This is a genomic window from Neisseria sp. P0016.S008 (genome assembly GCF_051957775.1).
In the GTDB taxonomy this organism is placed as follows: Bacteria; Pseudomonadota; Gammaproteobacteria; order Burkholderiales; family Neisseriaceae; genus Neisseria; species Neisseria flavescens_B.
Genome location: NZ_JBQCWB010000004.1, coordinates 54,386 through 77,266 on the forward strand (window position 1 = coordinate 54,386; position 22,881 = coordinate 77,266).

Annotated in this window: 23 protein-coding genes; 16 read left to right on the forward strand and 7 right to left on the reverse strand. The window is 47.4% G+C overall.

What is annotated here, in order from left to right; genetic code table 11:
• Window positions 1-25: 25 nt before the first annotated feature.
• From hisA to hisC, 4 genes are all read right to left on the reverse strand, one after another.
• Entirely contained in the window at window positions 26-763 is a 738-nt protein-coding gene (hisA, locus tag ACTHS8_RS06265; RefSeq protein ID WP_070606856.1) for a 1-(5-phosphoribosyl)-5-[(5-phosphoribosylamino)methylideneamino]imidazole-4-carboxamide isomerase, read from the reverse strand.
• A gap of 72 nt (window positions 764-835) precedes the next feature.
• The gene (gene hisH, locus ACTHS8_RS06270; protein WP_440373270.1) at window positions 836-1,480 is read right to left on the reverse strand and encodes an imidazole glycerol phosphate synthase subunit HisH; all 645 of its coding nucleotides are present in this window, start codon (window positions 1,478-1,480) and stop codon (window positions 836-838) included.
• Window positions 1,481-1,649: 169 nt separating this feature from the next.
• On the reverse strand, window positions 1,650-2,606 hold the full coding sequence (gene hisB / locus ACTHS8_RS06275; protein ID WP_440373271.1) for an imidazoleglycerol-phosphate dehydratase HisB: 957 nt from the start codon (window positions 2,604-2,606) through the stop codon (window positions 1,650-1,652).
• Window positions 2,607-2,625: 19 nt separating this feature from the next.
• On the reverse strand, window positions 2,626-3,711 hold the full coding sequence (gene hisC / locus ACTHS8_RS06280; RefSeq protein WP_440373272.1) for a histidinol-phosphate transaminase: 1,086 nt from the start codon (window positions 3,709-3,711) through the stop codon (window positions 2,626-2,628).
• 217 nt (window positions 3,712-3,928) lie between these two features.
• Here hisC and ACTHS8_RS06285 point away from each other — a divergent pair, with 217 nt between their 5' ends.
• The 9 genes from ACTHS8_RS06285 to rplS all read left to right on the forward strand — a co-directional run bounded on the left by ACTHS8_RS06285 (window position 3,929) and on the right by rplS (window position 12,836).
• Window positions 3,929-4,285 (forward strand): DUF2069 domain-containing protein, encoded by a 357-nt coding sequence (locus ACTHS8_RS06285; protein WP_063075639.1) that lies wholly within the window; start codon window positions 3,929-3,931, stop codon window positions 4,283-4,285.
• The gene (locus ACTHS8_RS06290) at window positions 4,282-6,114 is read left to right on the forward strand and encodes a Wzy polymerase domain-containing protein (RefSeq protein ID WP_440373273.1); all 1,833 of its coding nucleotides are present in this window, start codon (window positions 4,282-4,284) and stop codon (window positions 6,112-6,114) included. The genes ACTHS8_RS06285 and ACTHS8_RS06290 overlap by 4 nt, the downstream gene beginning before the upstream one ends.
• Window positions 6,115-6,321: 207 nt before the next feature.
• Entirely contained in the window at window positions 6,322-6,999 is a 678-nt protein-coding gene (gene misR, locus ACTHS8_RS06295) for a two-component system response regulator MisR (RefSeq protein ID WP_070589510.1), read from the forward strand.
• A gap of 15 nt (window positions 7,000-7,014) precedes the next feature.
• Window positions 7,015-8,412, forward strand: a complete 1,398-nt coding sequence (locus ACTHS8_RS06300) for a HAMP domain-containing sensor histidine kinase (RefSeq protein WP_070589508.1) — start codon at window positions 7,015-7,017, stop codon at window positions 8,410-8,412.
• Window positions 8,413-8,467: 55 nt separating this feature from the next.
• The gene (locus ACTHS8_RS06305) at window positions 8,468-10,858 is read left to right on the forward strand and encodes a GNAT family N-acetyltransferase (protein ID WP_440373274.1); all 2,391 of its coding nucleotides are present in this window, start codon (window positions 8,468-8,470) and stop codon (window positions 10,856-10,858) included.
• 75 nt (window positions 10,859-10,933) lie between these two features.
• Window positions 10,934-11,182, forward strand: coding sequence for a 30S ribosomal protein S16 (rpsP, locus tag ACTHS8_RS06310; RefSeq protein WP_003684452.1), 249 nt, complete (start codon window positions 10,934-10,936; stop codon window positions 11,180-11,182).
• Window positions 11,183-11,197: 15 nt separating this feature from the next.
• On the forward strand, window positions 11,198-11,707 hold the full coding sequence (gene rimM, locus ACTHS8_RS06315; RefSeq protein ID WP_049329569.1) for a ribosome maturation factor RimM: 510 nt from the start codon (window positions 11,198-11,200) through the stop codon (window positions 11,705-11,707).
• Entirely contained in the window at window positions 11,707-12,456 is a 750-nt protein-coding gene (gene trmD / locus ACTHS8_RS06320; protein ID WP_440373275.1) for a tRNA (guanosine(37)-N1)-methyltransferase TrmD, read from the forward strand. Before rimM ends, trmD begins: the two co-directional genes overlap by 1 nt.
• Before the next feature lie 14 nt (window positions 12,457-12,470).
• Window positions 12,471-12,836 (forward strand): 50S ribosomal protein L19, encoded by a 366-nt coding sequence (rplS, locus tag ACTHS8_RS06325; protein ID WP_003679470.1) that lies wholly within the window; start codon window positions 12,471-12,473, stop codon window positions 12,834-12,836.
• A gap of 211 nt (window positions 12,837-13,047) precedes the next feature.
• On the opposite strand, the gene ACTHS8_RS06330 is transcribed toward rplS, so the two are convergent.
• Window positions 13,048-14,457, reverse strand: a complete 1,410-nt coding sequence (locus ACTHS8_RS06330; protein WP_440373276.1) for a PepSY-associated TM helix domain-containing protein — start codon at window positions 14,455-14,457, stop codon at window positions 13,048-13,050.
• A 344-nt stretch (window positions 14,458-14,801) separates the two neighbouring features.
• Between ACTHS8_RS06330 and greA the strand changes: the two genes are divergently transcribed.
• Both greA and ACTHS8_RS06340 read left to right on the forward strand, forming a co-directional pair.
• A complete protein-coding gene (greA, locus tag ACTHS8_RS06335; protein ID WP_003684304.1) occupies window positions 14,802-15,278 on the forward strand; it encodes a transcription elongation factor GreA in 477 nt (158 codons plus the stop codon).
• 97 nt (window positions 15,279-15,375) lie between these two features.
• On the forward strand, window positions 15,376-15,804 hold the full coding sequence (locus ACTHS8_RS06340; RefSeq protein ID WP_440369693.1) for a DUF4149 domain-containing protein: 429 nt from the start codon (window positions 15,376-15,378) through the stop codon (window positions 15,802-15,804).
• Window positions 15,805-15,940: 136 nt separating this feature from the next.
• Here the strand turns inward: ACTHS8_RS06340 and ACTHS8_RS06345 are convergent, their stop codons facing one another.
• Window positions 15,941-16,702 carry an OmpA family protein gene (locus ACTHS8_RS06345; RefSeq protein WP_371489816.1) on the reverse strand — a complete coding sequence of 254 codons (762 nt, stop codon included), beginning with the start codon at window positions 16,700-16,702 and terminating at the stop codon, window positions 15,941-15,943.
• Between the two features lie 442 nt (window positions 16,703-17,144).
• Between ACTHS8_RS06345 and ACTHS8_RS06350 the strand changes: the two genes are divergently transcribed.
• Window positions 17,145-18,095: a CysB family HTH-type transcriptional regulator gene (locus tag ACTHS8_RS06350; protein ID WP_036493297.1), complete on the forward strand. Its 951-nt coding sequence runs from the start codon at window positions 17,145-17,147 to the stop codon at window positions 18,093-18,095.
• An 86-nt stretch (window positions 18,096-18,181) separates the two neighbouring features.
• Here the strand turns inward: ACTHS8_RS06350 and fnr are convergent, their stop codons facing one another.
• Window positions 18,182-18,916 carry a fumarate/nitrate reduction transcriptional regulator Fnr gene (fnr, locus tag ACTHS8_RS06355; protein ID WP_039862092.1) on the reverse strand — a complete coding sequence of 245 codons (735 nt, stop codon included), beginning with the start codon at window positions 18,914-18,916 and terminating at the stop codon, window positions 18,182-18,184.
• A 161-nt stretch (window positions 18,917-19,077) separates the two neighbouring features.
• On the opposite strand from fnr, the gene hemN reads away from it, so the two are divergent.
• From hemN to ACTHS8_RS06375, 4 genes are all read left to right on the forward strand, one after another.
• The gene (gene hemN / locus ACTHS8_RS06360; protein WP_070591642.1) at window positions 19,078-20,499 is read left to right on the forward strand and encodes an oxygen-independent coproporphyrinogen III oxidase; all 1,422 of its coding nucleotides are present in this window, start codon (window positions 19,078-19,080) and stop codon (window positions 20,497-20,499) included.
• A 131-nt stretch (window positions 20,500-20,630) separates the two neighbouring features.
• Complete coding sequence (locus tag ACTHS8_RS06365) at window positions 20,631-20,963, forward strand: hypothetical protein (RefSeq protein ID WP_440373277.1); 333 nt, start codon at window positions 20,631-20,633, stop codon at window positions 20,961-20,963.
• Between the two features lie 614 nt (window positions 20,964-21,577).
• Window positions 21,578-21,823: a DUF1289 domain-containing protein gene (locus ACTHS8_RS06370; protein ID WP_440373278.1), complete on the forward strand. Its 246-nt coding sequence runs from the start codon at window positions 21,578-21,580 to the stop codon at window positions 21,821-21,823.
• Between the two features lie 38 nt (window positions 21,824-21,861).
• Complete coding sequence (locus tag ACTHS8_RS06375) at window positions 21,862-22,848, forward strand: TraB/GumN family protein (protein WP_440373279.1); 987 nt, start codon at window positions 21,862-21,864, stop codon at window positions 22,846-22,848.
• The last annotated feature ends 33 nt before the right edge of the window (window positions 22,849-22,881 follow it).

Consider the following 22,881-nt stretch of genomic DNA (forward strand, 5'->3'; position numbering starts at 1 on the left):
ATCTGTATAATTAAACGCACTTAGTTCAAGCCAAAGAATCGGCCAGTTTTTGTGCCTGTGCGAAATCAATACTTCCCTCATAAATTGCGCGGCCGGTAATCGCACCGCTCACACCCTCTTTTTCAACGGCACACAATGCGTGGATATCGTCCAAATTCGTCAAGCCGCCGGAAGCGATAATCGGGATATTCACTGATTGAGCCAATTTGACGGTAGCCTCGATATTCACGCCGCTCATCATGCCGTCGCGACCGATATCGGTATAAATAATGCTGTTGACACCATCGTCTTCAAAACGCTTGGCCAAATCGACGACATGGTGTTCCGTTACCGTTGCCCAACCGTCTATCGCCACCATACCGTCTTTGGCATCCAAGCCGACGATAATCTGACCCGGAAATGCCTTACATGCTTCGCGCACAAATTCAGGATTTTTTACCGCGGCCGTACCGATAATCACATCTGTCAGACCCAAATCCAAATACTTTTCGATGGTGCCCAAATCACGGATACCGCCGCCAAGCTGTACCGGAATATCTTTAGCCACGGCGGCCAAAATTTCTTTAATCGCCGGAAAATTTTGAGGAACGCCTGCGAATGCGCCGTTCAAATCAACCAAATGCAAACGGCGTGCGCCTTGATTACGCCAATGCAAAGCCATCTCTGCCGGCGAATCGGAAAACACCGTCGCCTGCTCCATCAAGCCTTGTTTTAAGCGAACACAGCGTCCTTCTTTCAAATCAATGGCAGGTATCAACAGCATTTTTTTCTCCTCTACTCAATTTCAGTATATTTTACACAAATTAGCGATTTTTAGTAGATTTATGTTAAAGCCTCAAATCTGCCAATTTAAAAAATTCCGCAGCAGCAATAATCCTGCCTGATGGCTTTTTTCCGTGTGAAACTGTGTGGCAAACACATTATCTTTACCGACAATGCAGGCAAATTCATTCGGATATTCGCTGACGCCTAAAACAATCTCTTCATTTTTCGGCGCAAAATAATAGCTGTGAACAAAATAAAAATACTCGTTCTGCCCAATGTCTTGAAATAAAGGATGAGGACGGGTTTGACGCACTGTATTCCAACCCATATGCGGCACTTTCAGACGGCCTCCCTGTGCATCGGTTTGATTGGACAAAAACCGTTTTACTTGACCTTCAAACCAACCCAAACCATCTGTATCGCCTTCTTCGCTGTGTTCAAACAATAATTGCGCACCTACGCAAATGCCAAAAAACGGCTTGTTTTTCAGGCCGTCTGAAACCGCCTCACCCAAACCGCTTGCCTTCAGCGCCGACATACAATCCGGCATGGCACCCTGCCCCGGAAAGATTACCTTATCCGCCGCCATCACTTCTTCAGGCCGAGAAGTCAGATAAACCTCGGCATTTTGATTGGACAAGACCTGCGCCGCCTGAACAGATTTCAATACTGAGTGCAGGTTTCCCATTCCATAATCAACAATCGCTACTTTCATTGCTTCTCCTCAGGCCGTCTGAAAACATTTAATGATTAATATAATAATAAGAATGATTGTAGCAAAAGATGGTTTAAAACAAAATATTGCCGATATACAAGACAAATACTAAAAGGCCGTCTGAAATCCCAATCGGTTTCAGACGGCCTTTATTCATTCACACGATGCCTTATTCTTCAGATGCAGCTTCTGCTTCTTCTTGGACAGATTCTTCGCTCAGCGTGCCTTTGGTAGAAGGCGTTTGACCCATCATGCGCGGATCGTATTCGACTGCCATGCGCAAGGCGCGACCGAAGGCTTTGAAAACGGTCTCAGCTTGATGGTGTGCATTACGGCCGCTCAAATTATCGATGTGCAAGGTCATCATGCTGTGGTTCACAAGACCATGGAAAAATTCTTCAAACAAATCGACATCAAAACGGCCGATCAGGGCGCGGGTAAAGTCGATGTTGTACACCAAACCAGGACGACCGGAAAGGTCGATAACCACACGGCTCAACGCTTCATCCAGCGGAACATAGGCATGACCGTAACGGGTAATGCCGGCTTTATTGCCAAGCGCCTGTTTCAAGGCCTGACCCACCACGATACCGATGTCTTCAACCGTGTGATGATCGTCAATGTGCAAATCGCCTTTGCAGGTAATATCCAAGTCAATCAAACCATGACGCGCCACTTGGGCAAGCATGTGTTCAAGGAAAGGAACGCCAGTATCCAGACGATATTTACCGGTACCGTCAAGATTGAGGCTGACGGTGATTTGGGTTTCGCTGGTATTACGGGTAACGGTAACAAAACGGCCTTCGGTTGAAACACCAGTTTCTGCTGCTTCGACAGTTTGTTTTTCCAAACGCGCCGCTTCAACCGCTGCTGCTTTTTCTTGGTCTTTGCTGTGATCACGGTTTAGCCAGCCTTTGCGTTTGCGCATACCGGATTCCAACTTCGCAGCCAGGCTCGGACGAATGCCGCGTGCAGACTCGTCGCCTGCTTGTTGTTCCAAACGGCGCTTGAGCTGAGACAAAGAGGCGGAGTTTTCATAACCGCATGCGCGTGCAAGCTTGGTTAATGAGCCGGCTTCTTCAACCAGTAACAGAAAATTGGTCAAATGCAGTTGAGCTTTGTTCATGATGGTAGTTTCCTTAGAATCAAAGATTAGGGTAAAGGTTTTTAATAACAGCCAAGACGGCATCATTTTGCGCTGCCGAGCCTATGGTTATGCGGACACACTGATCCAAAAGCGGATGGCTGCCATGCAGTTTTTTAATCAGTATGCGGTTTTGCTTCAATGTTTCAAACAGCCCGTTCGCATCAGGAACACGAACGGTAATAAAGTTGGCTTCGCTCGGAAAAACTTGCAAACGGTTTAATTTCAGCAATTCATTCATCACGCGCGAACGCTCATTTTTTAATGTATCAATGTTTTGCTGAATGATTTGATGATGTTTCAATGAGAATTTTGCCGCCGCCAAGCTTAATTGATTCATATTATAAGGCGGAAGAATTTTGGCCAGTTCACCCATAATGCTTGGACTTGCCGCCGCATACCCCATCCGCAAACCGGCAAAGCCGATTTTACTAATGGTGCGCATTACGACCAGATTTTCGACTTCGCCCGCCCACGGAAGGAAACTGTCATGATGAAACGCACCATATGCCTCATCGACAACCACAATGCCGGTAGCCGCACGAATGACCGCCTCCACTTCTTCTCGCTTAAAGCACACGCCGGTAGGGTTATTGGGGTAGGCAATAAAAATTAATGACGGCTGATGTTGCTCGATAGCGGACAAAACGGCAGGAGGATTTAAAGAGAAATCCGGATTTAAGGGAACGCCGACATATTCCATGCCATAAAGTGCGGCATTATGACGATACATAACGAAACTTGGCTCAACACCCAATATACGCGCATTTGGTTTGGCAACCAGCATAGTCAAAAACTGGATAAGCTCGTCGGAGCCGTTACCCAACGCGATTTCCGCTTTATCGGGAATACCGAAAACTTCCCTCAATTCTTCATAAATACCACTCTTAGCAGTATGGGGATACAAATGAATCGGTGCCTGCTTTGCCAAATCTGCCCATTCTGACAATAAAGATTCATACCCGGCGAAAGGATGATGCGGACACTCCATGGCGTCCAACTTAATAAAACCTTCCGGCAAATCGGCAACCTGATAGGCTGTCATTACTTTAATATCATCACGGATAACATCAGCAACGCGATTCATGGTTTTCTATCCTCCTGAGATAAAGTATTTAGAATAATAACACAATCTTTATTAAATATATATATTAATAAGACTATAAAACAAGATAAAGTTTCATTCGTTTGAAGAAAAAACAATAAATCCTTTCTTCAGTATCTTTAAGCAATATTCTTGGCTTACCCCGCCTTTTTAGCGGTATAATTTTAAGTTTCCAGTACGGCTTTACGCCCTCAATATTGTGAACAATACACGCTCCCCATTACCTTATCTTACAACTTCCGTAAGCCTTATCCTGCTGATTCTACTTTCCTTGTCATGGGAATTGTGGATCGCGCCATTGCGCGAAGGCGGTTCATGGCTGGCACTGAAAGCCCTGCCGCTGTGCCTGCCGTTGACCGGCATTTTGAAAAAACGCATCTACACTTATCAATACAGCTCCATGCTGATTCTGATTTACTTTGCTGAAGCCTGTATGCGCCTGTCAGACACGGTCATCGCCAGCCGGATTTGCGCCGCCGTTTCCGTATTATTGTGCATTGCCTTTTTCCTCGGCTGCCTTGCATTTATCAAACAACAAAAACACACATCAAAATGACCTACCACACACTTTCAGACGGCCTGACTGAGTCTCCAGTGAAAACCTTTTGGCCTTTATGGCTCAGTTTTCTTTGGATTTGTGCCGTCCCTTTTCTCTCACTCTACCGAGTCGGTCCGCTGCCCAGCTTTTATTTGGAAGCCATCTCACTGAGCGGCTCATTGGTACTGACATTGATTAGCGCACACAAAGGCCTGCTGAATATCCGCCTTCCCGCACTCAGTATCGGTTTGTTTGCCATGGCTGCATTTTGGTCGCTCCAAGCGCGCTTCATGCATTCCACCTACCCTGGTATGAGCAACATCACTGCCTGGACCTTTGTCATTTTGGCACTGGGCGCATGGTCGGTTCGCGGCTGGGTAACTGCCTACGGACAAGAACGCGTCGTCAGCATCTTTGCTTGGTCTTTATTGATAGGGACAACCATACAGGCCGCTATCGTCTGGCTGCAATTTAAAGGCTGGTCCAACGTAGAATGGTTGAACGGCATCATTGCCCGAAGCAACGGCACCGTAAACGGCCAACTCGGCCAACGAAACCATTTGGGACATTATTTAATGTGGGGCATTTTGGCGGCATCTTATTTATGGACGGCACGTAAAATGTCCAATGCAGCAGGTTTTCTGTTCGTGTTAGCATTGACTGCGATTCTCGGCCTTGTCAACTCGCGCACCATCTTAGGCTACATCGCCGCCCTATTCCTGATTACGCCGTTATGGTTTTGGCGTACCCGTTTCCAACACAAACGTGCACTGTGCATTTTCCTTCTGACCGCAATCCTGGCCGCCGCTTTCCAATTCGGCATGGGCAGCCTGTTGGATTTGTTTGGCAACATCAAATACGAAACTGCTGTCGAACGCGCTGGCACCAGCGGTTTTGAAGGCTCCATGCGCCAAATCGAATGGAGCAAAGCATGGATTGCCTTTCAATCCGCACCTTGGTTCGGGCACGGCTGGAACAGCTTTGCCCAGCAAACCTTCCTGATCAATGCCCAACAACAATACTTCCCCAACAATATCCTCGGCGTACTGTTTACCCATTCGCACAATATCGTCATGCAGTTATTGTCCGAAATGGGCATTGCCGGCACCTTGCTTGCAACCTTAACCCTGCTTGCAGCCGTATGGCGACTATTGGGACGCAACCAAACACCGGCTTCCCTGTTTTTACTGACCGCCGCCGCCGTCAGCCTCTGCCACAGCATGCTCGAATATCCGCTTTGGTATATCTACTTTCTCACCGTATTCAGCCTGATTCTGTCGCTTACACCTTCTTATCCGAAAGATGTTTCAGACGGCCCTTTATCTACCCGAATCAGACAGTGGGCAGGCGGTATAGCCGCTTTATCGATTTTAATCGGCATGGCAAACCTCAGCTGGGAATATCAAAATCTGACCCAATATAGCCGTGTAGGGGAAACCGACAATCCGCAAACAGTTCAAAATAAAATCGACGGTTTGCAGCAGCTCTCCAAAGAAAGCCCTATGCTTGCCTATTACGCCGATTTAAGTTTGAGCAAACGTGCCGACCCGACCGATGCCTACATCCGCCCGTGGGCAGAAGAAGCCGCACTCAAAGCCCTAACCTACCGCCCCTACTCCAGCGCCTATCAAGTCGGCCTCTACCTCTACCGACAAGGCAAGAAAGAAGAAGGTGCGCAATGGATGCAGGCAGTGCAATATTATTACCCCTATATGATGTATTTCTACGCCGACAAAATACGCAGCCATCCGGTATTCGCCCCTCTGCTGCCCAAACTTTTGTCCGATTGCAAAGATTTCATCAATGCACCGAAACACCAAACTGCCAAATCATGTGACAAACCCTAAACAAAACACACTCAATTGTCAGTTTGTCCTTACAGGCCGTCTGAAAATGTAAAGAGCGACAAGTTTCTATGCAAAAAAGCGCAAAAGCACAGAAAATTACGCTATCAACAAAAGCAGATTGCATGTTAAGATTGAACACAACTCTATTTTAATCGCCGCACCGCCTATTTAGTGCCACGGCGCATACAATCACGAAAAGGAAATTCCATGAGTCGCGTATTACTCGTAGATGACGATGCCCTCTTGACCGAATTACTGACCGAATACCTGACTGCCGAAGGCCTCAACGTCCACAGCGTTCCTGACGGCGAAGCCGGCGTTCAAGAAATTCTGACCGGACAATACGATGTCGTCGTATTAGACTCCATGATGCCTAAAATGAACGGTTTGGACGTTCTGAAAAACGTACGCACCCAAAGCACTGTGCCCATCATCATGCTGACTGCAAAAGGTGACGACATCGACCGTATTATCGGTTTGGAAATGGGTGCGGACGATTATGTGCCGAAACCATGCACACCGCGCGAACTCTTGGCACGTATCAACGCCATCTTGCGCCGCGCACAACACAGCAACGAACAAAACAACGCGCCGAACAGCATTTCTGTCAGCGACGTTGTCCTCTACCCTGCCAAACGCCAAGCCAGCATCAAAGACATTCCGCTTGAATTGACCAGCACCGAGTTCAATCTGCTCGAAGTTTTGATGCGCCATGCCGGACAAGTTGTCAGCAAAGAGACCCTGTCTATCGAGGCACTCGACCGCAAACTGGCTAAATTTGACCGCAGCATCGACGTACACATCTCCAGCATCCGCCACAAATTGGGCGATGCTTCCCTGATTCAAACTGTACGCGGCTTAGGCTACCTGTTTGTTAAAAATTAAAGATTAAACAGATCAATGAAACTGTTTCAACGCATCTTCGCCACATTTTGCGCAGTCATCGTCTGCGCAATCTTTGTGGCGAGTTTTTCATTTTGGCTGGTACAAAACACCCTTGCCGAAAACCAATTCAACCAACGCCGCACCATCGAAACCACATTGATGAGCAGCATCATTTCCGCATTCAACTCACGTGGAGACAGCGGTGCGCGCGAAATTCTTTCCGAATGGAAAAACAATCCGGTTTCCAATGCCGTTTATGTCATTACCGGCGACGATAAAAAAGATATTTTAGGCCGAAACATCGACAGCCTCTCCATTGAGCGCGCCCGTATCTTTGCCATCAACAACCCCGAATCTGATTTGGCACACATCGAATACGACCGTTTCGGCGAAGAATACCTCTTCTTTATTAAAGGCTGGGACAATCATCAAGCCCAACGCCTCCCTAGCCCGCTCTTCATTCCCGGCTTGCCGCTTTCGCCTATTTGGCACGAATTTATCATTCTGTCTTTTATCATCGTTGTGGGGCTCTTGATGGCATACATCCTTGCCAACAACATTACCAAGCCTATTAAAATTTTGGGAGGCGGCATGGACAGAGTAGCCAACGGAGAACTTGAGACCCGCATTTCCCAACAAGTTGACGACCGTGACGACGAATTGTCCCACCTTGCCGTACAGTTCGACAAAATGGCCGAGAAACTTGAAAAACTTGTTGCCAAAGAGCGCCACCTGCTCCACCACGTTTCTCATGAAATGCGCTCGCCGCTAGCGCGTATGCAGGCGATTGTCGGCCTGATTCAATCCCAGCCGCAAAAACAAGAGCAATACCTCAAGCGACTCGAAGGCGAACTGGTGCGCATGGATACTTTGGTCGGAGAATTGTTGACCCTCTCTCGCTTGGAAACTTCCAATATCCCTTTGGAAAAAGAAAACCTCAAACTCGTTCCTTTCCTGACTAACTTGATTGAGGACAACCAAAGCATTGCCCACCAAAACAACCAAAGCGTTACCCTGAGTATTGACCCAAAAATTCCTGAAAATGCCGTAGTCAGCGCCAACGAAGGCTATCTATACCGCGCCTTTGACAACGTGATCCGCAACGCCATCAATTACAGTCCGGAAGGCAGCACCATTCAAACCCATATCGGACAAGACGGCAAAAACTGGATTATCGATGTTACCGACAACGGGCCTGGCGTAGATGAAATGCAGCTTCCGCATATTTTCACTGCCTTTTATCGCGCCGACTCCAGCGCGCACAAGCCCGGTACAGGTTTAGGGCTTGCCTTGACGCAACACATTATGGAACAGCACTGCGGTAAAATCATTGCTGAAAATGTCAAACCCAACGGCCTGAGGATGCGTTTTATCCTTCCTAAAAAGAAAGCCGGAGACAAAAAAGAAGTCTAAAAATAAGGCCGTCTGAAACTTTTCAGACGGCCAAAAACACAAATAAGGAACCATCATGAGTGCAACCGTCCAAACCGGCTACTTCTTCATGCCTGAACACATCATCCTCGTCGGCGCCAGCGAACGTCCGCAAAGCCTTGGCGAACGCATTTTCAGCCACCTGCTCGGTTCCTCATATCAAGGCAAAATCACCCCCGTCAATCTTCGACACAGCAGTGTCGCAGGCATTCCCTCCTACTCCAGCCTCAGCAAAATCCCGGGCCAAGCCGATTTGGTTGTTGCCGTTATCCCGCCCGACCATTACGACTCGCTGTTCAAAGCCTGCCGTAAAAAAGACCTGCGCCACATTATCCTGATTCAAGATTGGGAAAACCTACCACCCGAATCCTGTAAAAACGCCCGTTCCATCATTCAAAAACATCACGGCGACGAATTAAACATCAGCGCGTGCAATAGCGCAGGCATCCAACTCCCCTCGCTCAACCTCAACATCGGCACCCAAGCCGACTATCCGGCCGGCCATATCGCTTTACTGACCGGCCACAGCACCGTCAGCCGCAACATCAACCACCTGCTGAACACGCTGCACCAAGGCGTATCACGCCACATCAGCCTCAACTATGACCTAAGCCCCACCACATCCGCCGACTGGCTCAACCGCTTCGGCCACAACCGCCATACCAAAGTTGCCGTTACCCACTACAATCCGGCCGAAAACCAACGCGAGCTGTTCAGTGCCATCCGCCACTTTACACGCCACACTCCGCTTATCCTGTTGTCCACACACTACACCGACAACACAGACAAAGCCATCCTGCGCAGCCTCAGCCGCCATTGCAATTTCCAACTGGTATTCAACACCTCCGAACTGGAAGCAGCCCTAAAAGCCCACCTTTCCAGCATTCCCGTCATTACTAATCCCACCATTCTGTCCGACACACCGATAGAATGGCTGCGCACTACCGCCGATACCTGCGAATTGACCCTCGACCTCCCAACCGATGTACCATCCATCCGACAAGGCTGCATCGGCAGCAGCCCTACGCCTGCACGCATCCACCGCTTGGCACTCGAACAATTACAAAATCCACATACTCAAGCCCTGCTCGGCATTATTTCGCCAGATACGCCGGATGCGTACAGCATTCATCAAACTCTGGATAATTTGGCACAAAAAACCAGCAAGCCCATTCTCGTCAGCTATCGTTTTTCAGACGGCCTGACTCGGTTTAACACGCCGGAAGAAGCCTTACTGACACTTTATTTCCGCAATCAAACCGCCTATTTGCAACAGGTGCAAAATACCCCTGCACCAGCCAAAACAGGCCGTCTGAAAACACCTAAAAGCAAAAATATCGATAAAGCCATTGCATCCGGCCAAACCGAACTGATGGCGGAAGCCCTATACCTGCCTCCGTGCCAAACCCAAAAACACAATGCCGTCCAATTCCGGTTCAGCCGTCATGCCATTTACGGCAACATCCTTACCGCCCATTACAACGGTCAAACCGAAGCCGCATTACCTCCCTTTACCACGCTCGATATCCAGCGTTTAAGCCAGTTTGCAGAACTCGACAACACTTCCGTTCTCAATCAATTCCTGCATTCCCTAAACACGCTTATCCACAACGACCAACATATCGGCGACATTATCCTCAACTACAACGGCAACCAATACAGCAGTACCATTATTCCCAAAATCGTGGAAAAACCTGTTGCACCAACAACCAAAATCCCAAAAAAAGCCGTCCAAACATTGGAACAGGCCGCCGCCAAAATGCAAAGCGCCGCCGCCTACCTCCAACAAAAAAATCCTGCCGCAGCTGAATTCCTACGCAACACCGGCGAAGCCGCTTCCGAACTACTGCACCCTAAAATCGAAACGCCCGAGATACAAAACGTACTCGCACCCTATCCGAGCCAAACCGATACCTTTACCCTGCCCGACGGCAACACACTGCACATCCGCGCACTAGAGCCTGAAGATGCCGAAGCCAAACAAAAATTTGTCCGCCAATTACCTGCGGCCGACCGCTATACGCGCTTCATGACCCATACCAACGAGTTGCCACTGCCCACACTCGCACGGCTGACCCGTCCCGATTTCCATACCGAATGCGCGTGGGCAGCCTTCGCTTCAGACGGCCGTATCGTCGCAGTCAGCCGCTACAGCCGCATCAATCGCAATGAGTGCGAGTTCGGCATTACTTTGGCGCCAGAAGCACGCAAAACCGGCTTGGCCGGCAAAATGATGAGCCTGATTATCCAAACTGCCACACAGCAAGGTTACCAAACCATGAATGCGGAAATCCTCAAAGAAAACGCACCGATGCTCAAACTCGCTGAAAAATCAGGATTTACCGTCACCCCATCGGAAACCGACCGCGGCCTGTATCAAGCCAGCCTCGATTTGAACGAATGGCAAAACAGCAACAAAAACAAATAAAAACTTGCATAACCCGTGTGAAATATCCTAAAATTAGCGGTTTCTATATATCCGCATTTTTCAAAAGGACTCAAAATGGTAGTTATCCGTTTGGCTCGCGGCGGCTCAAAACACCGCCCTTTCTTCAACGTAGTCGTAACTGACTCTCGCAACCGTCGTGACGGCCGCTTCATCGAGCGCGTAGGTTTCTACAACCCCGTTGCCAACGAAAAACAAGAACGCGTACGTTTCGACGCAGACCGCATCAACCACTGGGTTGCTCAAGGCGCGAAAGTTAGCGACGCAGTTGCCAAACTGATTAAAGAGCAAAAAATCGCTGCTTAATCAGCCGAAACGACCATGACAGACACTCAAAAACGGGTAGCCATGGGCTACATCAAAGGCGTATTCGGCATTAAAGGCTGGCTTAAAATTGCCGCCAATACCGAATATACCGACAGCCTGCTGGACTACCCCGAGTGGCAGTTGTGCAAGGATGGCAAAACCCTGAATGTTGTGCTTGAGGCAGGTAAAATTGTCAATGGCGAACTTCAGGTCAAATTTGAAGGTATAGACGATCGCGACCAAGCATTTGCCTTGCGCGGCTATACCATCGAAATCCCCAGAGAGTCATTCGCCCCTACTGAGGAAGACGAATACTACTGGGCAGATTTAGTCGGCATGACCGTCATCAACAAAGAAAACATCGTCCTCGGCAAAGTCAGCAACCTGATGGAAACCGGTGCAAATGATGTTTTGATGATTAAAGGCGAACACGGACAAATCCTGATTCCCTTTGTCTCCAACTATATCGAATCTGTCGATACCGACAGCAAAACCATTATCGCCGACTGGGGTTTGGACTACTGATGCTGATTCAAGCCATCACCATTTTCCCGGAGATGTTCGACAGCATTGTCGAATACGGCGTTACAGGCAGAGCAAGAAAACAAAATCTTTGGCAGTTTCAAGCCATCAATCCCCGAAAATTTGCCGACAACAAACTTGGCTATATCGATGATCGCCCCTTCGGAGGTGGTCCGGGAATGATTATGATGGCGCCGCCGCTTCAAGCGGCAATCGAAGAAGCCAAAGCAAACTCGCAAAAACCTGCCAAAGTAATTTATCTCAGTCCGCAAGGTCAGCCGCTGACACATAAAAAAGCTGCAGAACTTGCCGAACTGTCCCATCTTATTCTTCTATGCGGACGCTATGAAGGCATAGATGAAAGACTGCTGCAAAGCAGTGTGGACGAAGAAATCAGCATTGGCGACTTTGTCGTCTCGGGCGGTGAATTACCCGCCATGATGTTGATGGATGCCGTCTTAAGATTGGTTCCGGGTGTATTGGGCGATATACAGTCAGCCGAACAAGACTCGTTTTCAGACGGCCTTTTAGACTGTCCTCATTACACCAAACCCGTAGAATTCCAAGGCATGATGGTTCCCGAGGTCTTACGCTCAGGAAATCATGGCTTGATTGCCGAGTGGCGATTGAAACAATCGCTGCGACGCACTTTAGAGCGCCGACCTGATTTATTGGAAAAGCGCAGTTTAATCCCAAAGGAATCCCGCCTCTTGAAAGAAATCTTGCAAGAGCAACAGGAAATCCAATCATAACTTAGGAAAAACAAATGAACTTGATTCAACAATTAGAGCAAGAAGAAATCGCTCGCCTGAACAAAGAAATCCCTGAATTCGCTCCAGGCGACACCGTTGTCGTATCTGTACGCGTAGTTGAGGGTTCTCGCAGCCGTCTGCAAGCATACGAAGGTGTTGTTATCGCTCGCCGCAACCGTGGCCTGAACAGCAACTTCATCGTTCGCAAAATCTCTAGCGGCGAAGGTGTAGAACGTACTTTCCAACTGTACTCTCCTACCGTAGAAAAAATCGAAGTTAAACGCCGTGGTGACGTACGTCGCGCCAAACTGTACTACTTGCGCGGCCTGACCGGTAAAGCAGCTCGCATTAAAGAAAAATTGCCTGCTCGCAAAGGTTAATAGCTTTCATCAAAAACCCACTTCAATGAAGTGGGTTTTTTGTTTTTATACAAGATCTCCTCGTCTTTCTTACACAATCCTGCAAGCCAATCACAATACACATCTCGCGCATAGACTTAAACAGAATCATAATTCCCCTACCTCTTTTAACCTTTATACAAAAGGCCGTCTGAAACAAAAGATTCAGACGGCCTTTAATCACATCGGGCGGTTATTTAAACCATCTTGCCAATGCCGGGATACGCGACAACAACAGTGTATCCAAAATCCAAATAACAGCGATTGCAGCAATGGCTGTTGGGAAAATCACAGCCAAAATCAAAAGCGGCACAGCCATTGCCCACCATACCGGCAATTTGATTTTCTGCGCCGGAGGAACCAAACCACGTGCTTCCGAAGGACGGCGTTTCCACCACATTACACAGCCGCTGACACAGATAAAGATAATCGCCAGACAGAACAAGACATTTGCCAATACGCTCCACCAGCCCAATGTACCCATATGCAAAGCAATGCTTGCCGCCATGAATTTACCAAACCAGTTGTAATCGTCGAAATGAATATCAGCCAGAATTTTACCGCTGTATTGATCGATGTGTACTGTGCGGTCAGCGGTCGGACTAATCATATCGTAACTCATTGAGTCTTGCGACAACGTCCATACACCGGTCTCACCTTTGGGTAAATTGAGCTGATAACGGCCTTTAAAGCCAATTTCACGTGCAAAGCGGTCAACCGTCTCCAAAGTCATCGGCTCGCTTGGATTAATGCCGTTTTTACCCATTGTCGTACCGGAAACCGGCATAGGCGTTAACTCCAAAATCCATGGCACTTCTTTAGATTTACCGTCGTTCAGCACATCACCATGGGTTGGTACGGAAGATACAGGATTCGGCTCGACGCCCCATTTACCCGCAGGAAATTGGCTCCACGCCTGAACCGCTTTACCCCCCCAAATACCTGCCCAAGCAATACCTGACAGACAGAACAGCAACAAAATCAAAGAAACCCAAGAACCAAATGCTCCGTGCATGCTACGCCACCATGTGCGTCCTTTGCCTGCTTTCGGCACAAGCATGGATTTCAGGCTGCGCTGTTTCGCCCACCACAAATAAATCCCCGTGATTATCATCAGGATGGTCAGCGACGCGGCAGTTTCTAGCAGATAGTCGCCCACCGGGCCGATCATCATATCGCCGTGGATTTCGTCCATCGTGTGATACCAGCCTTGACTGCGCGGCATCGTATTCACAACTTTTGCCGTATAGGGATCAACGGCAACCATAGTAGCTTTATCGTCATTGTTCACGCGGAATACGGCAACCATATCATCTGCGCGTGGCGCAATATACTGCACTACAGAAGCAGTTTCCGGATTCACAAACTGTCTGGCGGCCTCAGCCTGAGCCGACAAAGGCTGCACCACTGCCTGCGGCGTAATATGTATGCGTTCGCCTTCTTTACCGGTAATATTGGCGAATAGCAGCATTCCCAACCCTGTAACAGCCAGCAGGGTTAAAAACGGCGCAACCAAAAGTCCGGCATAAAAATGCCATCGCCAAACAGTCAAATAACGGCGGTTAGCCTGTTGTTCATTTTGGGAAGTTGGTTTTGTTTCCATATTTTCTCTTCATATAGTTAAAGCAGACTAATCACTACGAATTAGCAACAGGTATTTTAATCAAAAACATTCATTTAAGAAACCGTTTTTCCAGTGCAGCTTTGAAATACTTCAATATTTAGTTTTCAGGCCGTCTGAAAAAACAAAATAGACAGAAAACAACACTTTACTGAAAATCCGTTTTAATCATTGCGGTTTCGGCAGAATTTGGTAGAATACAGGCATTACTTATTTATTCATCAAGCCGCCAAGCTTTGGCGGCTTGTATTTTTATTTCCAATCCGGCTACCGCGCGTGGCCGGATAAAATTTTAAAAGCATTATCATGCTTTCATGGAGAACTCAATGCAAAAAATCCCTTTGACCGTCCGTGGTGCAGAATTGTTGAAACAAGAACTTCAACACCTCAAAAGCGTAGCACGCCCAGAAGTCATCGAAGCCATCGCCGAAGCACGTTCACACGGCGACTTGTCTGAAAACGCAGAATACGAAGCCGCCAAAGAGCGTCAAGGCTTTATCGAAGGCCGCATCGCCGAGTTGGAACACAAACTCTCTATGGCGCACATCATCAACCCTGCCGAAATCCATGCAGAAGGCAAAATCGTATTCGGCACAACTGTGACACTGGAAGATTTGGAAACTGAAGAACAAGTTACCTACCAAATCGTCGGTGAAGATGAAGCAGACATCAAAGAACGCAAAATCTACGTTGGCTCCCCCATTGCCCGCGCCCTGATCGGCAAAGAAGAAGGCGACGTTGCAGAAGTTCAAGCACCCGGCGGCGTACGTGAATATGACATCATTGCCGTGCAATATATTTAAATAAACAAAAGGCCGTCTGAAAACATTTTCAGACGGCCTTTTGTTGTATCTAAAAATACCATAATAGAAAAAGTGAAATATTCCCAGGAGAAACATAATGAATCTACTGTACAAAATTACCCAAACCGCTGCCGCTATATGGCTCGGTATGCAGCTGACAGCAGGCTATGTTACCGCCCCTATCCTGTTCCGCCTCCTACCTAAAATGCAGGCAGGAGAAATTGCCGGTATTTTGTTTGCCATTACAGCACTATGTGGCTTAGTAATTTTTGGCGCAGCCTATGCCTTTTTCAGACGGCAACTGGCCTCACTTTCTTGGTGGATTTTGGTACTTTGGCTACTCTTAGCCTGCAACCATCTTTTAGTTACGCCGGTTATCGAGGCACACAAGTACGGTCTGGATAACTGGCTACTGTCCCTAGTAGGCGGAACATTCGGCGTTTGGCACGGCTTATCCAGTATCCTCTTTTTGATTTGTACCATACTGGCAGCCATCTGCGTATGGAAATGGCCCAAACCAAACTAATCTGTCTCAATAAAAGGCCGTCTGAAAAGAAGTCTTTCAGACGGCCTTTTATTTTGAATCATGAACTCCCCCGACTCTTCAAATATAAACCATAAAAAAATGCCCTGCATATTGCAGGGCATTTTTCACAAACCGATTAAGGTTTAGCGTAACCGTGAACGCCATTGTAAGGAGCTGGGATCCAACCTTCATCAGTAGCAGGCAATTCGCCTTGACCTTCGATAGTTTGGCCTGGAGCAACTTGACGAGTAACAACGCTGCGGATTTTAACATCAACGCGACGGTCAGGTTCGATACAAGCGATAAGGGCAGCACGTTTCTTAGCTTTAGAAACTTTTTTACCCAGTTTAGCAACTTCAGCTTCACAAGTAGCAGTCATTTGAGCTTGAGACTCGCCCAGACCTACTGCAGAGATTTTGCTAGAAGCAACGCCATGACCTACCAAATAGTTAGCAACTACGTTAGCACGACGCTCAGACAGAGCTTGGTTGTATTGCTCAGAACCCATGAAGTCAGTGTGACCTTCAACACGTACAGTTTGTACGCTTTCGTTGCTCAGGCGTTGGGCCAAAGCGTCCAGGTTTTCTTGAGCTTCAGGACGCAGGTTATCTTTGTCGAAGCCGAACAGAGTTTTAGTAGACAGAGAAACAGTTTCATCAACATACTCAGGAGCTTGTTGTACAGGAGCAACTGCTTCGCGGTCACCACATTCAACACGGCCTTGGGTAGCTTTGTCGAAGTAGCTGTTTTTCCAGCATTCGCCGTAGTTGTTACGGACGATTTCTTGAGATTGGCTGCTTACGGTGTAACCGTGTTTGGTATGCGCTTCGCTGGCCATTGCGGTGCCAGAGGCAACCAAGGCAACGAACAATGCGCTTAATTTCAGCTGTTTGGTCATTTTATTCCCTCATCAAATTGTTATGCGGCGGACTAGGAAAGCAACCGCTGCAAAGTACCAATATACAGGCCGCAGTATCAAAACAGCGGCAAATCGGATATATCAGGTTGCACTATAAAGAAGCGCAAGGCAAACTGTCAATACTCGATGCCTTCAAACAATTATGAAGTGCCTGCTTCCTAGTAGTTAATCATGCCGAAAAATCAATCTTGTGTCATTAATTTAGGGCAAAATCAGCCAATTCACCCGCCCAAAGTTGTACAAAAACAACAAAACTTCATTCCCCTTTCATTCACAGATTTCCTGTTTTCATATCATTAAAAGATATTTTCATTAAAAACAACCATTTTCAAAACTCAGGGCAAAACCGGGCAAAATATGTTAAATTACAGACCGTTTGTCGCACAAAATCCACAATAACAACGTATCCGATACTGCCACCATGAAACTGCAACAATTACGTTACGCCCTTGAAGTTTACCGGCACAATCTGAATGTTTCCGAGGCTGCCGATGCGCTTTTTACATCCCAGCCCGGCATTTCCAAACAAATCCGCCTGCTTGAAGAAGAATTGGGTATCCAAATTTTTATCCGCAGTGGCAAGCGTGTGGTTTCCGTTTCGCAACCGGGCAAAGCCGTGTTAGAGATTTCGGAACGGATTTTGCGCGATGTGCAGAACATTAAAAATATCGGCAGCGAATTTACCGATCATGACAGCGGCTCTCTGACTATTGCCACGACGCACACCCAGGCGCGTTATGCATTGCCTAAAATCGTTGCAGAATTTGTGAAAAACTACCCTAAGGTCAATTTGACCATCAAACAAGGCAGCCCTTCCGCTATTGCCCAAATGGTCAGCAGCGGAGAAGCAGATTTGGCAATTATTACCGAACGCATTGACGATCATCCCGAGTTAGGCAAACTACCCTGCTATGAATGGAATCATGCCGTCATTGTTCCGCACGACCACCCTCTTTTGGACTGCCGCAATCCTTTAAGCCTTGAAGATTTGGCTTCTTTTCCGCTGGTTACTTACGAATTTGCGTTCAACTCCGGCAGCAGTATTGCGCGTACCTTTAATAAAGCGCATATCGAGCAACCTGATGTTGCTTTATCGGCTGCCGATACGGATGTATTGAAAACGTATGTACGCTTAGGCTTAGGAGTGGGTTTGATGGCCAAAATGGCGTACGATCCCGTTGTCGATCAAGATTTGCAGCTGATAGACGCGGCGCACTTATTTGAGCCGTCGCCCACTTGGATAGCCTTACGCACCGACACCTACCTGCGTGGCTATACCTATGATTTTATACAGATGTTCGCTCCGAAACTGACCCGTGAAGCAGTTGACCGCATTCTGTACACGCCGGTTGTTGAAGATTTTTCAATTTAACATCTAACTATAACTTGCGTAACTTAACAATTATTCTTTAATTCTTGTTAAAAAGGCCGTCTGAAATATTTCAGACGGCCTAAGATTCAGATAGCATGCGAACAACCAGAAACCATTTTCTTCAAGGTTGTCGCATCTAAGATTTTGATGTGCTTGTGTTCAACAGAAATCAAGCCTTCATGATGGAATTTAGACAAGGTGCGGCTGACTGTTTCCAGTTTCAGCCCCAAATAGCTGCCGATTTCCTCACGCGACATCCGCAAGATAAAATCATTGGCGGCAAAACCTCGTGAATAGAGACGCTGGGACAAGTTGAGCAAGAATGCCGCCAATCGCTCTTCAGCGCGCATATTGCCCAAAAGCAACATAACGCCCTGATCTCGGACAATTTCGCGGCTCATCAAGCGGAAAAAGTGGGAGCGGAGGCTGGGAATATCCTGACCGAGTTCCTCAATATGAGTAAACGGAAGCTCGCATACCTCGCTGTCTTCCAAAGCCACAGCATCACAGCTGTGAATATGGGAACAAATCCCATCCATACCGATCAGCTCGCCCGACATAAAAAAGCCGGTTACCTGATCTCGTCCATCTTGGCTGGCGACTGTTGTCTTAAAGAAGCCCGCACGGATGGCAAACAAAGAGGTAAACGGCTCGCCGGCACGGAACAGGTATTCACCTTTTTTCAGACGGCGGCTTTGACGAATAACCGCGTCCAATTGTGAAAATTCGTTAGGCATCAGTCCGACAGGCAAACACAGCTCGCGTAAAGAACATGTGGAACACAAGGTTTTCATTTGATGTGTTGCATTGTGTGTGGCCATAACGCACCCTTAATCTGCATAGTTCTATAAATCCCTGATGAAGCCGAATAACTATTGACCCAAGTCAAAGTTGGCATATCATTATCAGGCATTCTACCAAACTATCGAAATTTTGACTAAAATTTTCCCTAATTTCCCTACTTTATACTACAAGCCCAACCATGAAAATCATCCCCATCTCAAATAATACCAACACAAACAACGAATTACCGGAATTCGATCGTGAATTGATTGCCAGTTTGCCATCAAGCGGTCCCCGTTATACATCCTACCCAACTGCCGATCGCTTCCATGAAGGCTTTAAAGAAGCCGAATATATCCAAGCTTTAAGCCTGCGCAATACGGGAGCGCTCAACAAACCCCTTTCGCTCTACATCCACATCCCCTTCTGCAATACCATCTGCTACTACTGCGGCTGCAACAAAATCATTACCAAAGACAAAAGCCGTGCCGATGCCTATATCCAGTATCTGGAAAAAGAAATGGAATTGCTGGCACCTCATTTAGGCGGAAGACACCAGCTCGCGCAGCTCCACTTCGGCGGCGGCACGCCCACATTCCTGAGCGACGACCAACTCGAACGCGTCTTCGACATGATTCGTAAATACTTTCAGCTGATTCCCAACGGCGAATACTCCATCGAAATCGACCCGCGCAAAGTCAGCCGCGAAACCGTCCTCAAACTGGGCAAACTTGGTTTCAACCGCATGAGTGTCGGTATTCAAGACTTTGACCCTAAAGTACAGGAAGCCGTCAACCGTATTCAAAGCTACGAAGAAACCAAAGAAGTGATTGATGCCGCGCGTGAAGCCGGGTTTAAATCGGTCAGCGTCGATTTAATTTACGGCCTGCCACACCAAAACACTGAAAGCATCAAGACCACCATCGACACGGTCTTGTCCCTCGATCCCGACCGCCTTGCCCTCTACCACTACGCCCACCTGCCGCATATCTTCAAACCACAACGCCGTATCGACACCAATGTCGTACCCGGCAGCGAAGAAAAACTCGATATGCTGCAATATTGCGTTCAAACCCTGACCGAGCGCGGCTACGTTTTCATCGGTATGGACCACTTTGCCAAACCTGACGACGAACTCTCCATCGCCCTCAAAGAAGGCTTCCTGCAACGCAACTTCCAAGGCTATTCAACCTATGCCGACTGCGATTTGGTAGCGATCGGCGTGTCCTCTATCGGCAAAATCGGCAGCACCTACTCCCAAAACGAGCGCGACATCGATGCCTATTACGCCGCACTCGATGCCGGACATCTGCCGATTATGCGCGGCTACCAACTTAATCAAGACGACATTTTGCGCCGCAACATCATTCAGGATTTGATGTGCCGCTTCTCGCTTGATTATCAAATTTACGAAAGCGTGTTCGGCATTCCGTTTAGCCGCTATTTTGCAGCCGAACTGGAAGATATGAAGCAACTAGAAACCCTCGGTCTGGTTCGTCTCAAACCGCACAGCCTGACCGTTACGCCAAAGGGCCGTTTCCTGATCCGCAACATCGCCATGGTGTTCGACTACCATCTGCGCCATAAAGAAACCAAAGCCAAATACTCGCAAACTGTATAAATAGGGATAGAAAAGGTCGTCTGAAAATTTTCAGACGACCTTTGTTTTTATTTTCAATATTTTCGGGTAACATAAAACCATATTTCCCGCTTTATCAGGATTCAAAGTTAATTTGTATAGGCGCGTATCCTATGATTACCGAGCAGCAAAACGATATCCTCAGCATCAATCAAGTGCAGCTTCTCCTTGCTGAAAAACGCACGGCACTTGCTATCATGCGTACGGGCATTGCCGTTTTCGCACTCCCTTTGTCTATTTTCAGTGCGCTGATTGCGACATCGAAATGGTACGAAGCCGTTGATGTTTGGCCTTTGCTCGTACTGGTCAGTCTGATGAACATCAGTTTGATTATTTTCTCGGTCTATCTGATTACCCGCTCACTCCGTAGAATGCATCAATACGACCGAATGATTGCCGATATCAAATACAACAATCAGTCTTTGCGTAAACTGATTAAGTCATAAAATGCAGATCGTTGGGGCTGAAATAGGTCGTCTGAAAATCAAAATATAGGGGAACTCCAGATTTGTATTAAAACATGATTCTGCCAAACATACCGTAATTGATCTTGGAGACCTTACTGTACATTTTGCTCCCCCTATTTGAATCGATACGATACCATTGCAGTACAAGATATAAAATGAACATTAAACATAAAGAATGGATAAAAATCTTACTCCTCCCTCATTTAATAACGGCCATTTTCTTAGGACCAGCAATAATTGTTTTTTGGTCAGGTGGATTTGTCGGTCTCTATTCTGTTATAAACGTGTTCAGTGAATTAGGTTCGCTTAAATATTATATTTATATTGGAATTCCTTTAATTTTTATAATATTCTTACTTGGGTTTTATTGGAAAAATCTGACGATAGGGAAGATACTGACTTCTTCTGCGATATATTTATGGTTTCTCTTAGGATTTTTATGCCTAGGGTGGCAGATATAAACTTATCAAAATGATCAACTCAATTGGATATTGGTAGGAATCCTACCGGATACACTTGTCGTGTTTAGACGAAAGCGAAAGCAGTCTGCAATTTTGCTTTGTCCAGTCCCTTATCTCAAACGCTTTTAAAATATGGAACAACCCGATTTTTTCCCCATCCCCAGTCCCTGTATAGGTGTCTGCGAAGCCAATGCCAAAGGTTATTGCAAAGGCTGCCTGCGCAGCCGGGAAGAGCGCTTGTACTGGCTCCAGATGACCGACAACCAAAAGCATCAAGTCATGCACCTTCTATCCCTCAGGAAGGCCAAAATCCGCAACCGCAAAATGGAAAAACCCGAAACGGGCGAACATCCGGTTCAAAACCTGCTCGATTTCTAAATCGCCCTTGCCTACCGCACACCACAATAAGGAAAAACATGAAAAAACTGCTCGCCTGCCTGCTTGTGCCATTGACCGCCTTTGCCTTGGGTGCCTGCAAACCCGCTGCGACCTCAACCGACAACAAACCTGCCGAACTTAACTGGCAGCAGCCTAAACTAACCAGCAATGTTTGGAAAATCAGCAAAGAAGGCCAACCAGACTCCTATCTGCTCGGCACCATTCACATGGGACGAACCAATCAAACCTTGTCTTCCGATGCAGTCAAACTGTTGCAATCCACCGACCAACTGACCACAGAAGTTGACGCATTGCCGGACAGCAGTCCGGAAACAAAAAAAATGTATCAAAAATACTTCAAAGAAGTCATGAGTACCGAACCGCTCAGTCGCAAGCTTGGAAAAGCAGATTTCCGTCTTTTACAAGAAATCTATTCACAAAATGAAGAAAGCCGACCCATCGCCAAAATTGCCGACAAACTCCACCCGTGGGCAGCATTGGTTTTTGCCGGCAGCGCATTTCCCCAAGGATATAGTGCAGAAACCGGTGCAGATATGTTGCTGACCAACGCAGCAGTCAATATCAACAAACCGCGTGGTTCATTAGAAAGCTTGGACGAAGTTTCCGCAATCTTCAAAGCACAGCCTGAAGAAACCATGATCAACTTTCTGAAAGCCAGCATTAAAACCAATAAAGAAGAAACCGAAGATGTCAAAAAACTCCATCAAGCCTATTCAGACGGCCGCTTTGAAGAACTCATCCCACTTTTAGAAGAAACCGAACAACGCACCCTCAAACGTGTTGATGCCAAGTACGCCAAAGCCATGTCCGATTGGCTGAAAAACGACCTCCTGATCCGCCGCAACCAGGCATGGCTGCCTAAAATCCGCAAGCAATCCGCCAAACAAAGCACCCTCTTTGCCGTCGGCATTGCCCATTTACCCAGCGAAAAAGGCTTAATCGAACTATTGCGTCAAGAAGGCTATCAAGTAACCCCCGAACCCAAAATCCTGATTTGGCAATAAATCCAATCCAACAACAAGGCCGTCTGAAAGTCT

Bases quoted from the DNA above. Each gene is read 5' to 3' on its own strand.
- rpsP (WP_003684452.1), top strand. From the start codon at position 10,934: ATGGTAGTTATCCGTTTGGCTCGCGGCGGCTCAAAACACCGCCCTTTC.
- hisB (WP_440373271.1), bottom strand. From the start codon at position 2,606: ATGAACAAAGCTCAACTGCATTTGACCAATTTTCTGTTACTGGTTGAA.
- ACTHS8_RS06305 (WP_440373274.1), top strand. From the start codon at position 8,468: ATGAGTGCAACCGTCCAAACCGGCTACTTCTTCATGCCTGAACACATC.
- ACTHS8_RS06365 (WP_440373277.1), top strand. From the start codon at position 20,631: ATGATTACCGAGCAGCAAAACGATATCCTCAGCATCAATCAAGTGCAG.
- misR (WP_070589510.1), top strand. From the start codon at position 6,322: ATGAGTCGCGTATTACTCGTAGATGACGATGCCCTCTTGACCGAATTA.
- ACTHS8_RS06330 (WP_440373276.1), bottom strand. From the start codon at position 14,457: ATGGAAACAAAACCAACTTCCCAAAATGAACAACAGGCTAACCGCCGT.
- trmD (WP_440373275.1), top strand. From the start codon at position 11,707: ATGCTGATTCAAGCCATCACCATTTTCCCGGAGATGTTCGACAGCATT.
- ACTHS8_RS06350 (WP_036493297.1), top strand. From the start codon at position 17,145: ATGAAACTGCAACAATTACGTTACGCCCTTGAAGTTTACCGGCACAAT.
- greA (WP_003684304.1), top strand. From the start codon at position 14,802: ATGCAAAAAATCCCTTTGACCGTCCGTGGTGCAGAATTGTTGAAACAA.
- ACTHS8_RS06345 (WP_371489816.1), bottom strand. From the start codon at position 16,702: ATGACCAAACAGCTGAAATTAAGCGCATTGTTCGTTGCCTTGGTTGCC.
- rimM (WP_049329569.1), top strand. From the start codon at position 11,198: ATGACAGACACTCAAAAACGGGTAGCCATGGGCTACATCAAAGGCGTA.
- ACTHS8_RS06300 (WP_070589508.1), top strand. From the start codon at position 7,015: ATGAAACTGTTTCAACGCATCTTCGCCACATTTTGCGCAGTCATCGTC.
- ACTHS8_RS06290 (WP_440373273.1), top strand. From the start codon at position 4,282: ATGACCTACCACACACTTTCAGACGGCCTGACTGAGTCTCCAGTGAAA.
- ACTHS8_RS06370 (WP_440373278.1), top strand. From the start codon at position 21,578: ATGGAACAACCCGATTTTTTCCCCATCCCCAGTCCCTGTATAGGTGTC.
- hisC (WP_440373272.1), bottom strand. From the start codon at position 3,711: ATGAATCGCGTTGCTGATGTTATCCGTGATGATATTAAAGTAATGACA.
- fnr (WP_039862092.1), bottom strand. From the start codon at position 18,916: ATGGCCACACACAATGCAACACATCAAATGAAAACCTTGTGTTCCACA.
- hisA (WP_070606856.1), bottom strand. From the start codon at position 763: ATGCTGTTGATACCTGCCATTGATTTGAAAGAAGGACGCTGTGTTCGC.
- hemN (WP_070591642.1), top strand. From the start codon at position 19,078: ATGAAAATCATCCCCATCTCAAATAATACCAACACAAACAACGAATTA.
- rplS (WP_003679470.1), top strand. From the start codon at position 12,471: ATGAACTTGATTCAACAATTAGAGCAAGAAGAAATCGCTCGCCTGAAC.
- hisH (WP_440373270.1), bottom strand. From the start codon at position 1,480: ATGAAAGTAGCGATTGTTGATTATGGAATGGGAAACCTGCACTCAGTA.
- ACTHS8_RS06340 (WP_440369693.1), top strand. From the start codon at position 15,376: ATGAATCTACTGTACAAAATTACCCAAACCGCTGCCGCTATATGGCTC.
- ACTHS8_RS06375 (WP_440373279.1), top strand. From the start codon at position 21,862: ATGAAAAAACTGCTCGCCTGCCTGCTTGTGCCATTGACCGCCTTTGCC.